Consider the following 13,267-nt stretch of genomic DNA (forward strand, 5'->3'; position numbering starts at 1 on the left):
TGTCGTCACGGCCTTCCGATTGGCGCCGAAGCCTTTTTAAGACTTTGCACTGCGCCCACCCTTCTGCCTGACGGCGGGGGTGCCATGCATCAAGACCCTTACGACATGACCCAGCACGAATTCCGTGCGGAGCAGCCTATTGCCTCCGCCAACGATATTTCCAACACCAACGTAGCGAGCCCGCTGGACCGCCTGCAGGCGATCCTCGACCCGCGGGAAGCCCCGGAAGCCGCCCCCTCGGCAGCCGACGGCTTCGCCGCGCTCGGCCTGGACGCCGCGATCCTGCGCGCCCTCGCCGAAGCGAACTACACCGTGCCGACGCCGGTGCAGGCACAAGCGATCCCGGCCTTCCTGGCCGGCCGCGACCTGCTGGTATCCAGCCAGACCGGCTCGGGCAAGACCGCAGCCTTCATGCTGCCGGCGATCCAGCGCATTTCCGAGCGTCCGGCGCCGAACCGCCCGCGCGCCGACGAGCCCGTCAAGCGCATGAAGGGCAAGCGTCCCCGCCCGGCAGCGGCCCAGCCGTCGCTGCTGGTGCTGACGCCGACCCGCGAACTGGCGCTGCAGGTGACCGAGGCCGCCGCCAAGTACGGCCGCCATCTGCGCCGCATCATCTGCGCGAGCATTCTGGGCGGCATGCCCTATCCGAAGCAGCTGGCGATGCTGTCGAAGATGCCGGACATCCTGGTGGCAACGCCGGGCCGTCTGCTCGACCATATCGACGCCGGCCGCATCGACCTGTCGCAGCTGGACATGCTGGTGTTCGACGAAGCCGACCGCATGCTGGACATGGGCTTCTCCGACGACATCGACGCGATCGTCGCGGCGACGCCGGCCACCCGCCAGACGCTGATGTTCTCGGCCACGGTGGACGGCCGCATCGCGCAACTGGCCGCGCGCCAGCTGCGTGACCCGCAGCGCATCGAGATCGCCGCCGCGCGCGCCGATCAGAGCAATATCGAGCAGCGCCTGCACTTCACCGACGACATGTCGCACAAGGAGCGTCTGCTCGACCATCTGCTGCGCGACGCGTCGCTCAAGCAGGCGATCGTGTTCACCGCGACCAAGCGCGATGCCGATTCGCTGGCCGAGCGCCTGTCCGACACCGGTTTTGCCGCCGGCGCACTGCACGGCGACATGACCCAGGGCGCGCGCAATCGCACGCTGACGGCCCTGCGCCGCGGCAATCTGCGCGTGCTGGTGGCCACCGACGTGGCGGCCCGCGGCATCGACGTGCCCGATATCACCCACGTGGTGAACTTCGATCTGCCCAAGCAGGCCGAGGACTATGTGCACCGTATCGGCCGTACCGGCCGCGCGGGCCGCTCGGGCGTGGCGATCAACCTGGTCAACCACAACGATGCCTTCCAGTGGAAGCGGATCGAGCGCTTCACCAACAATCGCATCACCGCGTCGGTGATCGAGGGTCTGGAACCGCGCCGTACGCCCAAGCCGCGCGCCGGTTTCGGCGGCAAGCCGGGCGGCGGCGGTCGCCCGGGTAGCGGCGGCGGCTATCGCGGCGGCGAGCGCAAGTTCGGCGGCGGCGAATCGCGTGGCTACGGCAACGGCGGCGGCAACAGCGGCGGCTATCGCGGCGACCGCGAGCAGGCCCCGCGCAGCTTCGGCGGCGAAACCCGCAGCTACGGCAACGCCGGCGGTAACGGCGGCGGCAACGGCAATCGCCCGTTCGGCGAGCGCAGCTTCGGCGACCGTCAATATGGCGACCGCCCCTTCGGCGACCGCAAGCCTGCCGAGCGCAGCTTCGGCGATCGCGATGGCAATCGTGGCGGCAATCGCGACGGTGCCCGCAGCTTCGGCGACGGCAACCGCGGCGGCTTCGGCAATCGCCATGGCGGCAACGGTGGCGGCGGCTACGGCGGCCAGCGCCCGGGCCAGGCTCGGTCGCGCTTCTCGCGTTAAGCCGGTGTAAGCCGGTATAAGCCGGTCCGGGGCTGAGCCCCGGACCAAAAAAGAAAGGACGTCTTCGGACGTCCTTTTTTTCGTTGGCCAAGACCCAGACAAAAACCCGCGTCAGCGTCCTCACGCTGCGCGGGTCGTGTATTGCAACGGAGGCGTGTCGCGCCGATTGCGCGTTATTGCCCCGTCACGACGCGGGCGATGGTGCCGTTGCGAGTCGAAACCAGCAGGAACTCATTGCCGATACCGACCCATTGGTGCCCCTTCGGCGGGCGTTCCAGCTGGAACGAGCGCCAGTCGTCGATCACGTACTGACGGTCGCGATAGGCAGTCGGCAAGCGATCGCCCTTTTTCCATTGCCCCGGTGCATAGGCATACGGCGAAGCCGAAGGCCCCGGACCGCCGGGCATAGCCGACGGCGTGGCGCGCTCGCCCGGTTGAGCGGTCCGTCCCGATGGACCGCCCATCTGCGAGCCACCCCGCTGCGAGCCGCCCATCTGCGAGCTACCCGTGTCCGGGCCGCCCGTCTGCGGCCCACCCATCTGGGAGCCGCCCCGCTGGGACCCGGGCTGGTCCCCCGCTCCTGCGCCGTACCCGCCGGCACCGGCCGAGCCGCCGCCGGAGCTGGATTGCGCCAGGCCGACCGATGAACCGAGCACGCCTGCGGCCACCAGCAAACCCATCAACATGTGGTTCCTCTTCATCGAGATCTCCTTGTTGGTTGGGACAGCGATGGCAAGTTACACCCGGCGGCGCGAGGCGGCAACGCAGCTTTGTATCTGGATATTTCGCTTGTGCGGCGCAAGAGCCGCAGCGGTGCAAGGCGACGCCGACATCGCCCGCGCCGCTACAGGAAGCGGTCGATCAGCTTGCGGCTGGCCTTGTCGAGCGACTGCAGGCTGCGGATCAGATAGTGGATGCCGTGACTGTCGGAGATCAGCAGCGTGCTGCCCGCGAGCCGGCGGATATCCTCCTCGCCGCGCAGCACGAGGCGCGTCGGGCCGCGATCGGTCTCGACCTCCCAGGTGCTCGGCGTGGCAAAGGTCGACACGCTGACGATGCGGCGGATCTCGGGCATGAACTCGCGCCCGGCCAGCTCTTCCTCGACGATCGCGCGGGTGTCGGCCGGCAGATCCTCCAGCCGTTCGATCCAGGCCAGCTCGTGGCCATCGGCGCTGACCAGTGCGATGCCATCGTCCGGCGCGGTGATCGGGAACGCGCGCACGGCCACCACGCCTTCATGCACGCCGCCGTCCGCGGTCGTCATCACGAGACGGCCGAATGGATTGCGCGACAGCGTGAACGGAAAGGTGACTGCAGTCGTCGATTCGCTTGCTTGCATGATCGGACTTCCTTATTGCGCGACGACGGCGCTGGCCGTGACATGGGGAGCGACGGTGGTGACCTCGACCGGATCGTCCGGATCCGTATCGACATTGCGCGCCTGCGCCTGGTACAGCCTGTAGTAGGCGCCTTCGCGTGCCATCAGCTCGTCGTGCGGGCCCACCTCGACGATGCGGCCGCGGTCCATCACCACCAGACGGTCGGCCTTGCGCAGCGTCGACAGCCGGTGCGCGATCGCGATCGTGGTGCGGCCCTGCACCAGGTTGTCGAGCGCCTTCTGGATTTCCTTCTCGGTGGCGGTATCGACCGACGAGGTCGCTTCGTCGAGGATCAGGATGCGCGGATCGATCAGCAGCGCCCGCGCGATCGAGATGCGCTGGCGCTCGCCGCCCGACAGTGCCTGGCCGCGTTCGCCGACCAGCGAGTCGTAGCCGTGCGGCAGCCGCAGGATGAACTCGTGCGCATGCGCGGCGCGCGCCGCGGCGATGATCTCGGCGCGGGTCGCATTGGGGCGCCCATAGGCGATGTTCTCGGCGATGGTGCCGAAGAACAGGAACGGTTCCTGCAGCACCAGGCCGATGTGGCGGCGGTAGTCGGCCACCGCCAGCGAACGGATATCGACGCCGTCGACGCGGATCGCGCCTTCCGACACGTCATAGAAGCGGCAGATCAGATTGACCAGCGTGCTCTTGCCCGAGCCGCTATGGCCGACCAGGCCGATCATCTCGCCGGGACGGATCTGCAGGTCCAGGCCGCGGATCACCGCGCGGCTGCCGTAGCGAAAGCCGATATCGCGCAGCTCGATGGCGCCGCTGACCTGCGGCAGCGCCGTCGGCCGCGCCGGTTCCGGCACGCTCGATACGTGGTCGAGGATGTCGAAGATCCGCTTGGCGCCGGCCGCGGCCTTCTGCGTGACCGAGACGATCCGGCTCATCGAGTCGAGCCGCGTGTAGAAGCGGCTGATGTAGGTCAGGAAGGCAACCAGCACGCCGACCGTGATGGCATTGCGCGAGACCTGCCAGATGCCGAAGATCCAGACCACCAGCAGGCCCACTTCGGTCAGCAGCGTCACGGTCGGCGTAAACAGCGACCACACCGCATTGACCCGATCGTTGATCGCCAGATTGTGGCGGTTGGCCTCGCGGAAGCGTTCGACCTCGCGGCGCTCCTGCGCGAAGGCCTTGACCACGCGGATGCCCGGAATGGTGTCGGCCAGCACGTTGGTGATCTCCGACCAGTTGCGGTCGATCTTCTCGAACCCATGACGCAGCCGGTCGCGGACCTGATGGATCATCCAGGCAATGAACGGCAGCGGCACCAGCGTGACCAGCGCGAGCCAGGGGTTGATCGAGATCAGGATGACTGCGGTCATCACGATCATCAGCACATCGGTGAAGAAGTCCAGCAGGTGCAGCGACAGGAAGACGCAGATGCGGTCGCTCTCGTTGCCGATGCGCGCCATCAGGTCGCCGGTGCGCTTGCCGCCGAAATACTCGAGCGACAGCTTCAGCAGGTGCTCATAGGTGGTCGTGCGCAGGTCCGCGCCGATCCGCTCGGACACCCGCGCCAGCAGATAGGTGCGCGCCCAGCCCAGGCTCCATGCGACCAGCGCCGCGCCCAGCAGTCCGCCCAGATAGAGCCGCACCAGGCCGTAGTCGATCGGTACGCCGTTCTGGTAGGGGATCAGCACCTTGTCCATCAGCGGCATCGTCAGGTACGGCGGCACCAGCGTGGCGCCGGTGGACAGCAGCGTCAGCACGAAGCCGGCGAGCAGCTGAAGCCGGTACGGCCGCGCGAAGCGCCACAGCCGCAGCAGCGCCCAGGTCGACGGCGGCGTCTCCAGTTCGCGGCTGCATTGCGGGCATTCGTCCTCGCCCGGCGGCAGCGGCGCGCGGCAGGTCGGGCAGACGCCCTCCACCTCGATCGCCTCTCGCGCGGCCCCGCCGGCGGCGAGCCGGTCGCGCTGGGCGTTGAACGTATCCAGCAGGCGCAGCGCGGCGGGATTGTTGCCGAGCGTGTAGTGCCAGGCCGCCAGCCGGCCGCTGCGGTCCTGCAGTTCCAGCGTGCCGACCCCGGCATGATCGCCATGGTGCAGCGTCAGGTCGGCGCCGATCGGCCATTGCCGCCAGCCGCCCTGCCCGTCCTGCCCGCCCTCTCTGGCCAGCACGCGGCGGTCGGTGACAACCACCACGCCTTCTGTAAAATGCAGCCGCCGGTCGAGATCGACCTCCAGCCAGGCCAGCACCGTTTCACCGGGCATGCCCTGGCGGGGGCCGAGTTCGGCCTCCAGCGAGACGCGCCAGGGGTCAGGCAGCGTGGAGGTCGATGATACGGAGGTAGCGGCTAGGGTCATGGTCGGCACAGCGGGCGTCGTTTTGTCGGGCTGCGCGAGCATGGCGCAAGCAGTCGGCAGACGGTCGAAACGACATGTCTTGATACAAATAAAAATGGCGGGCGCTGCCGGGATGCCGATATGTCACAGGATGGATCGGCGCAAGCGCGGCGCAAGTATACATAAGCCACATCGAAGCCAACGCGTCTGTCGCGGCGCACAAACGCTTTTTCGTCGGGAAGTCAACCAGGTCTACGCTGTAACGTTACTGAAAGGTTAGACTTCCGCCCCACGGGCGCATCGCCCATGCCTCAAGCTAATTCAATGAAGAAAAAGGACATTGAGATATTCGATGTCATGTCGCTGCGCGGCCCCAATATGTGGACATATGGGCCGGTGCTGGAGGCGTGGGTCGATATCGGAGAACTGGAGGAATACCCCTCCAACAAGATTCCGGGCTTCTATGAGCGCCTCTCGGCCTGGCTGCCGTCGCTGATCGAGCACCGGTGCAGCATCGGCGAGCGCGGCGGCTTCCTGCAGCGGCTGAAGGAAGGCACCTGGCCCGCGCACATCATGGAGCACGTGACGCTGGAGCTGCAAAGCCTGGCCGGCCTGCCCGGCGGCTTCGGCAAGGCGCGCGAGACGCCGGTGCGGGGCGTCTACAAGGTGGTGGTCACCGCCTGGGATGAACGGGTGGCGCGTGCCGCGCTGTTCCTGGCGCGCGATCTGGTGATGGCCGCGATCGAGGACCGCCCGTTCGACGTCGACGAGGCGGTCGACGAACTGCGCCGTCTGATCGATCGCCACTGGCTCGGCCCGAGCACGGCGTGCATCGTCTATGCCGCCGACGACCGCCGCATTCCGGCGCTGCGTCTGTCCGACAGCAATCTGGTGCAGCTGGGCCACGGCGCCCGTCAGCGCCGCATCTGGACCGCCGAGACCGACCGCACCAGCGCCATCGCCGAAAGCATTTCGCGCGACAAGGACCTGACCAAGTCGCTGCTCGAATCGTGCGGCGTGCCGGTGCCCGAGGGCCGGCTGGTGACCAGCGCCGACGACGCCTGGGAGGCCGCCGAGGAAATCGGCGTGCCGGTGGTGGTCAAGCCCTACGACGGCAACCACGGCCGTGGCGTCTTTACCAACCTGATCAGCCGCGAGGAAGTGCAGACCGCCTATGGCGTTGCGATCGAGGAAGGCAGCGGCGTGATCGTCGAGCGCTTCGTGCCCGGCAACGAGCACCGCCTGCTGGTGGTCGGCGGCCGGCTGGTGGCGGCGGCGATGGGCGAATCGGCGAGCGTGGTGGGCGACGGCAAGTCGACCATCGACGAACTGATCGACCTGCAGATCAACTGCGACCCACGCCGCGGCAACACCGAGGACCATCCGCTGAACAAGGTGCGGCTGGACTCGGCCGCCCGCCTCGAACTGAAGCGCCAGGGTTTCACCGCGGAGTCGGTGCCGCCCGAGGGCCGCCATGTGCTGATCCAGCGCAACGGCAACGTGGCGTTCGACGTCACCGATCGCGTCCATCCGAGCGTCGCCGCGCATGCCGCGCTGGCGGCGCGCGTGGTCGGGCTCGATATCGCCGGCATCGACCTCGTGGCCGAAGACATCTCGCGCCCACTGGCCGAACAAGGCGGCGCGATCGTCGAGGTCAATGCCGGTCCCGGCCTGCTGATGCACCTGAAGCCGGCCGCCGGCAAACCGCGTCCGGTGGGCCGCGCCATCGTCGATCATCTGTTCCCGCCCGCGGCGGACGGCGACGCACCGGCCGACGACGGCCGCATTCCCGTGGTCGGCATCACCGGCACCAACGGCAAGACCGTGGTGGCCAAGCTGGTCGCGCGCCTGCTGCAGCTGTCCGGACGCCATACGGGCCTTGCCTGCAGCGACGGCCTCTATCTGGATCGGCGGCTGGTGGAAGGCGGCGACTGCGCCAACTGGGAGGCCGCCACTCGCGTCCTGAAGAACCGTGCGGTCGAGGCCGCCGTGTTCGAGAACGACAGCGGCACGATGCTGTCCGAGGGCCTGGCCTACGACCGCTGCCTGGTCGGCGTGGTCACGAATATCGATACCCCCGACCACCTCGGCCAGTACTACATCGAAGACGCCGACAAGATGTACAGCGTGTTGCGCACCCAGGTCGACGTCGTGCTCAAGCACGGCGCCGCGGTGCTCAACGCCCGCGACCCGCTGGTGGTCGAAATGGCCGAGCTGTGCGACGGCGACGTGATCTTCTTCGGCGGCAACGCCGAGCTGCCGGCGATCGCGCAGCACCGTGCCGCCGGCAAGCGCGCGGTCTACGTACGCGACGGCCGCATCGTGCTGGCCACCGGCAACAGCGAGATGCCGCTGGCCGACGTCACGGCGATCCCGCTGACCTATGCCGGCCGCGTCGGCTTTCAGATCGAAAACGTGCTGGCGGCGGTCGCCACGGCGTGGGCGCTCGGCATCTCGCACGAGCTGATCCGCGCCGGCGTGATGACCTTCGATGTCGGCCAGCTCGACGTGCCGGGCCGCTTCACCTTGTTCGAGCGCAACGGCGCCACCGTGATCGTCGACGACGCGCACAACGCGCCGGCGCTGGAGGCACTGGCAAAGGCGCTGGACCGCTTCCCGTCCGAACGCCGGCTGGCCGTGTTCGGCGCCGGCGTCGACCGCCGCGATGCCGACCTGGTGGACCAGGGCAAGGCACTGGGCGCCGCCTTCGATCGCGTGTTCCTGTGCGAAGACCGCAGCGTCACGCGCAAGCTGCCCGACAGCGAGGCGCGCGCGCTGCTGAAGAAGGGACTGTACGAAGGCCGCCGCGTCAACAAGATCATCGACCAGGGCAGCCGGCGCGAGGCCGTCGAGGCCGCGCTGTCGCAGCTGGTGGCGGGCGATCTGCTGGTGCTGCAGGCCGACGAAGCGGACATCGGCACCACGCTGGACCAGGTCCACCATTGGCTGGGCCAGCCGGCCCGGCGCGGTTGACCGGCTGGCATCGATAGTCAAAGGTCCAAGGCTCCGAGGCTCTGAAACCCTGAAGCGCTGAAGGATTGAACGGTCGCCTGCCGCGGGCCATGCCCCGTCCGGCCGGTGGCCGACCGATAGGAAACTGATTGATGGAAGTCTCACGCATCCGCGCGCTGCGCGGTCCGAACCTGTGGTGCCGCCACACCGCGATCGAAGCGATCGTCGCGTGCCCGGACGAAGCCGGCACGATCGAGGACCTGCCGGGTTTCGAGGAGCGCCTGCGCGCACGATTCCCGGACATCGGCCCGCTGCGTCCCGACGACGCGCACGGCGATGCGTCGCTGGCCCATGCGCTCGAATGCGCGACCCTGCGGCTGCAGGCGGCCGCCGGCTGTCCGGTGACCTTCAGCCGCACCTCGCCCACCGTCGAGCCCGGCACCTATCAGGTCGTGGTGCAGTACAGCGAGGAAGAAGTCGGACGCCTCGCGCTCGATCTCGCGCAGCAGCTGTGCCGCGCGGCGCGCGACGACACACCGTTCGATCTGGACCAGGCGCTGGCCCGGCTGCGCGAACTGGACGAGGACGTGCGGCTCGGACCGAGCACCGGCTCGATCGTCCACGCCGCGATCGCACGGGGCATCCCCTATCGCCGCCTCACGCAGGGCAGCATGGTGCAGTTCGGCTGGGGCAGCCGCCAGCGGCGCATCCAGGCCGCGGAAACCGATATGACCAGCGCGGTCGCCGAGTCGATCGCGCAGGACAAGGAACTGACCAAGAGCCTGCTGCATGCGGCCGGCGTGCCGGTGCCGCTGGGCCGCTCGGTGACCAGCGCCGAGGAAGCATGGGAAGTCGCGCAGGAAATCGACGCGCCGGTGGTGGTCAAGCCGCGCGACGGCAACCAGGGCAAGGGCGTCGCGGTGCGCATCCGCACGCGCGAGGAAGTGATGGCGGCCTATGAGGTCGCGGCCGAGATCAGCAGCGACGTGATCGTCGAACGCTATATCCCCGGGCACGACTTCCGCTTGCTGGTGGTTGGCAATCAGCTGGTCGCCGCCGCCCGGCGCGATCCGCCGCAGGTGATCGGCGACGGCGTGCATACCGTGCGGCAACTGGTCGACGAGGTCAATCGCGATCCGCGCCGCGGCGAGGGCCATGCGACCTCGCTGACCAAGATCCGCTTCGACGATATCGCCCTGGCCACGCTGGCCAAGCAGGGGATGACCGCCGAGTCGGTGCCGCCCAAGGGCACGCGCGTGATCCTGCGCAACAACGCGAATCTGTCGACCGGCGGCACCGCCACCGATGTCACCGACGACGTGCATCCGGAGATGGCGGCGCGCGCGGTGGCCGCGGCGCAGATGGTCGGCCTCGATATCTGCGGTGTCGATGCGGTCTGCGAGACCGTGCTCAAGCCCTTCGAGGAACAGGCCGGCGGCATCGTCGAGGTCAATGCGGCGCCGGGCCTGCGCATGCATCTGCAGCCTTCCTACGGCAAGGGCCGCGCGGTCGGCGAGGCGATCATCTCGACGATGTTCGCCGACGGCGACGACGGCCGCATTCCGGTGGTCGCGGTGTCGGGCACCAACGGCAAGACCACCACGGTCCGGCTGATCACCCATCTGCTGGCCGGCAGCGGCCTGCGCATGGGCATGACGGGCACCGACGGCGTCTACATCAACGGCCAGCGCATCGATACCGGCGACTGCAGCGGCCCGCGCAGCGCGCGCAACGTGCTGATGCACCCCGACGTCGATGCGGCCGTCTTCGAAACGGCGCGCGGCGGCCTGCTGCGCGAAGGGCTGGCGTTCGACCGTTGCGATGTCGCGGTGGTGACCAATGTCGGCGAAGGCGATCACCTCGGACTGTCCTATATCAGCACGGTCGAAGACCTGGCGGTGCTCAAGAGCGTGATCGTGCAGAACGTCTCGCCGCACGGCATGGCGGTGCTCAACGCCGCCGATCCGATGGTCGCGCGCATGGCCGATGCCTGCCCGGGCGCGGTGACCTTCTTCGCCCGCGATGCCGAGCATCCGATACTGGCCACGCATCGCGCGCAGGGCAAGCGCGTGGTGTTCGCCGACGGCGGCGACCTGGTCGCGGCCGAGGGCGACACCCAGGTGCGCATCGCGCTGAAGGACATTCCGCTCACCCGCGGCGGCAGCATCGGCTTCCAGATCGAGAACGCGATGTCGGCGACCGCGGCCGCGTGGGCGCTGGGCATCGACTGGTCGGTGATTCGCCGCGGCCTGGCGACCTTCGTCAGCGACGCGGCCAGTGCGCCGGGCCGCTTCAATCTGTTCGACTACCGCGGCGCCACGCTGATCGCCGACTACGGCCACAACCCGGACGCGATCCAGGCGCTGTGCAACGCGATCGAGACGATGCCGGCGCGCCGCCGCATGGTGGTGATCAGCGGTGCCGGCGATCGGCGCGACGAGGACATCCGCCGCCAGACGCAGATCCTCGGCGGCGTGTTCGACGACGTGGTGCTGTATCAGGACCAGTGTCAGCGCGGACGCGAAGACGGCGAGGTGCTGGCGCTGCTGCGCGAGGGACTGGAAGGCGCGACGCGCGCCAAGGCAGTCGACGAGATCCGCGGCGAATTCCTCGCCATCGACACCGCGCTGAGCCGCCTGCAGGCGGGCGACCTGTGCCTGATCCTGGTCGATCAGGTCGAGGAAGCGCTGGACCACATCGCGAAGCGGATCGCGGAAGCGGGGTGAGGAGGGGCGCGGGTGGTCGTGCCAGCGCTCGTTGCCCTCTCCCCAACCCTCTCCCGCAAGCGGGAGAGGGAGCAGGTCGGCGCGAACTCAAACTATTGCGCACGGTGTTCTCCCCTCTCCCGCTTGCGGGAGAGGGGCCGGGGGAGAGGGCAAACAGCGCCCGCTCCCCTACCGCCCCCTCATTGCCACCGCCTCAATGCCGCCCCGGCAACGACAGCCTGCGCTCCAGCAGCCGCTGCACGAACGACAGCAGCGTGCTCAATACCCAGTAGATCGCCGCCGCGGCCAGATAAAGCGGCAGCGGCTGGTAGGTCGCCGCGATCAGCTCCTGCGTGGTGCGCAGCAGTTCGGTCACCGTGATCACCGACACCAGCGAGGTGTCCTTGATCAGGCTGATCAGGCTGTTCGACAGGCTCGGCACCGCGATGCGCAGGGCCTGCGGGCCCACCACGTAGCGCAGCGTCTGCGCCGGCGTCAGCCCCAGGCTATACGCCGCCAGCCATTGCCCGCGCGAAATGCCGAGGATCGCGCCGCGCATGCTCTCCGACAGATACGCACCGACATTCAGGCTCAGCGTCAGCACGCCGGCGGGAGTCGGCTCCATCGTGATGCCGATGCCCGGCAGGCCGTAATACACCACGAAGATCTGCACCAGCAGCGGCGTGCCCCGCATCACGCTGACATAGACGCGCGCGATCGCCTTCAGCAGCCGGTTGCGGCCGATCCCCATCAGCGCGACCGCCAGCCCGATCACCAGCCCGAAGGCCATCGACGACAGCGCGAACTTGATGGTCAGCACCATGCCTTGCAGCAGCACGGGCAGCGAATCGATTACCAGTTGAAGGGAGGGCATGGTGGACGGGAATAGAGACGCGAACGGGGACGCAAACGGGGACGCAAACGACCGCGCAAAGTCGGAATCATAAAGTGGCGCCCCAAAAAACAAAACGGCAGTGCAAATGCACTGCCGTCTGCCTTTCTCGAATCCGCCAGCTTACTTGACCGGCTTGGTCACGTCCGCGCCGAACCACTTGTTCGACAGCCTGGTCAGCGTGCCGTCCTTGCGCAGATCGTCCAGCGCGCGGTCCAGCGCCTGCGCGAACCTGGGGTTGTCCTTGCGGAACGGAATCGCGACCTCGGTATCGCCGCCCTGCACCACCGCGCCGGCGCGCAGCGGCAGATTCGAGGTCTTGATCAGGTAGTTGACCATCAGCCGGTCGTTCAGCGCGGCATCGACACGCTGCGCGGCCAGGTCGCGCAGGTATTCGGGCGCGCCCGGATACGTCTTGACGTCGATGCCCGCCACCGACTTGGCCAGCTCGTTGTAGTTGCTGCCCAGGCTGACGCCCAGCCGCTTGCCCTTCAGATCCTCCAGCGACTTGAACTCGCGCTTGTCATCCTTGCGCTGGATCAGCTGCGCGGCCGAGTAGACGTAGGGCTTCGAGAAGTCCAGTACCTGCTTGCGCTGCGGCGTCACGTTGACCTGATTGACGATCACGTCGAACTTGCCCGCCTGCAGGCCGGCGATGATGCCGCTCCATTCCGTGGTGACGAACTCCGGCTTGACGCCCAGCTTCGCCGCCACTGCGCGCGCCACGTCGACATCGAAGCCCTCGAGCTGATTGTTGGCGCCGCGATAGCCGAACGGCGGATACGTGCCCTCCAGGCCGATCTTCAGTACGCCTGCCTGCTTGACGTTGTCGAGCAGATCGGCGGCATGGGCGCCGGCCATCGCCAGCGCCAGCATCGGCGCCGCGATCAGGGGGCGAATCCAGCCAGCGGTAAACCAGGTCATCGAGTTCTCCAATCGAAGTTGATGGACGGCATGATAGTGCATGCGCCTGACGGCGCTTCGGCGGCGTTTTGGCACCCGTCCGTACCGGCACAGAGTAAGTCAATCGCTATCAAGCCGAAAATAACAATTTATTATGGCTATATAACGGCCGCTCCAGGCGGCGTTCGGTTCGCATTGACAGCCCGCATCGGCCTGCACCAT

Annotated in this window: 8 protein-coding genes; 3 read left to right on the top strand and 5 right to left on the bottom strand. The window is 68.0% G+C overall.

Annotated elements, in window-relative coordinates:
* The first annotated feature begins 105 nt into the window (after positions 1 to 105).
* Complete coding sequence (locus tag J5T34_RS03955) at positions 106 to 1,920, top strand: DEAD/DEAH box helicase (RefSeq protein WP_208578732.1); 1,815 nt, start codon at positions 106 to 108, stop codon at positions 1,918 to 1,920.
* Between the two features lie 173 nt (positions 1,921 to 2,093).
* Here the strand turns inward: J5T34_RS03955 and J5T34_RS03960 are convergent, their stop codons facing one another.
* From J5T34_RS03960 to J5T34_RS03970, 3 genes are all read right to left on the bottom strand, one after another.
* Complete coding sequence (locus tag J5T34_RS03960; RefSeq protein WP_244258685.1) at positions 2,094 to 2,621, bottom strand: RcnB family protein; 528 nt, start codon at positions 2,619 to 2,621, stop codon at positions 2,094 to 2,096.
* Positions 2,622 to 2,764: 143 nt separating this feature from the next.
* Positions 2,765 to 3,259 (bottom strand): DUF1854 domain-containing protein, encoded by a 495-nt coding sequence (locus J5T34_RS03965; protein WP_208578701.1) that lies wholly within the window; start codon positions 3,257 to 3,259, stop codon positions 2,765 to 2,767.
* 12 nt (positions 3,260 to 3,271) lie between these two features.
* Positions 3,272 to 5,521, bottom strand: a complete 2,250-nt coding sequence (locus J5T34_RS03970; RefSeq protein ID WP_244258693.1) for an ABC transporter ATP-binding protein — start codon at positions 5,519 to 5,521, stop codon at positions 3,272 to 3,274.
* 396 nt (positions 5,522 to 5,917) lie between these two features.
* On the opposite strand from J5T34_RS03970, the gene cphA (J5T34_RS03975) reads away from it, so the two are divergent.
* Both cphA (J5T34_RS03975) and cphA (J5T34_RS03980) read left to right on the top strand, forming a co-directional pair.
* On the top strand, positions 5,918 to 8,566 hold the full coding sequence (cphA, locus tag J5T34_RS03975; RefSeq protein ID WP_208578703.1) for a cyanophycin synthetase: 2,649 nt from the start codon (positions 5,918 to 5,920) through the stop codon (positions 8,564 to 8,566).
* A 131-nt stretch (positions 8,567 to 8,697) separates the two neighbouring features.
* Positions 8,698 to 11,271 carry a cyanophycin synthetase gene (cphA, locus tag J5T34_RS03980; RefSeq protein WP_208578704.1) on the top strand — a complete coding sequence of 858 codons (2,574 nt, stop codon included), beginning with the start codon at positions 8,698 to 8,700 and terminating at the stop codon, positions 11,269 to 11,271.
* Between the two features lie 193 nt (positions 11,272 to 11,464).
* On the opposite strand, the gene J5T34_RS03985 is transcribed toward cphA (J5T34_RS03980), so the two are convergent.
* Together J5T34_RS03985 and J5T34_RS03990 are read right to left on the bottom strand one after the other, a co-directional pair.
* Positions 11,465 to 12,124 (bottom strand): amino acid ABC transporter permease, encoded by a 660-nt coding sequence (locus tag J5T34_RS03985; protein ID WP_208578705.1) that lies wholly within the window; start codon positions 12,122 to 12,124, stop codon positions 11,465 to 11,467.
* A gap of 141 nt (positions 12,125 to 12,265) precedes the next feature.
* A complete protein-coding gene (locus tag J5T34_RS03990; protein WP_244258694.1) occupies positions 12,266 to 13,018 on the bottom strand; it encodes a transporter substrate-binding domain-containing protein in 753 nt (250 codons plus the stop codon).
* Positions 13,019 to 13,267 lie beyond the last annotated feature (249 nt).

Origin of the sequence: Cupriavidus gilardii (assembly GCF_017598945.1) — a bacterium.
GTDB lineage: Bacteria > Pseudomonadota > Gammaproteobacteria > Burkholderiales > Burkholderiaceae > Cupriavidus > Cupriavidus gilardii_E.

What these genes read in the sequence shown, in the direction of transcription:
- J5T34_RS03960 (WP_244258685.1), bottom strand. Translation starts at nt 2,621, where the DNA reads ATGAAGAGGAACCACATGTTGATGGGTTTGCTGGTGGCCGCAGGCGTG.
- J5T34_RS03985 (WP_208578705.1), bottom strand. Translation starts at nt 12,124, where the DNA reads ATGCCCTCCCTTCAACTGGTAATCGATTCGCTGCCCGTGCTGCTGCAA.
- J5T34_RS03965 (WP_208578701.1), bottom strand. Translation starts at nt 3,259, where the DNA reads ATGCAAGCAAGCGAATCGACGACTGCAGTCACCTTTCCGTTCACGCTG.
- cphA (WP_208578704.1), top strand. Translation starts at nt 8,698, where the DNA reads ATGGAAGTCTCACGCATCCGCGCGCTGCGCGGTCCGAACCTGTGGTGC.
- J5T34_RS03990 (WP_244258694.1), bottom strand. Translation starts at nt 13,018, where the DNA reads ATGCTGGCGCTGGCGATGGCCGGCGCCCATGCCGCCGATCTGCTCGAC.
- J5T34_RS03970 (WP_244258693.1), bottom strand. Translation starts at nt 5,521, where the DNA reads ATGCCCGGTGAAACGGTGCTGGCCTGGCTGGAGGTCGATCTCGACCGG.
- cphA (WP_208578703.1), top strand. Translation starts at nt 5,918, where the DNA reads ATGAAGAAAAAGGACATTGAGATATTCGATGTCATGTCGCTGCGCGGC.
- J5T34_RS03955 (WP_208578732.1), top strand. Translation starts at nt 106, where the DNA reads ATGACCCAGCACGAATTCCGTGCGGAGCAGCCTATTGCCTCCGCCAAC.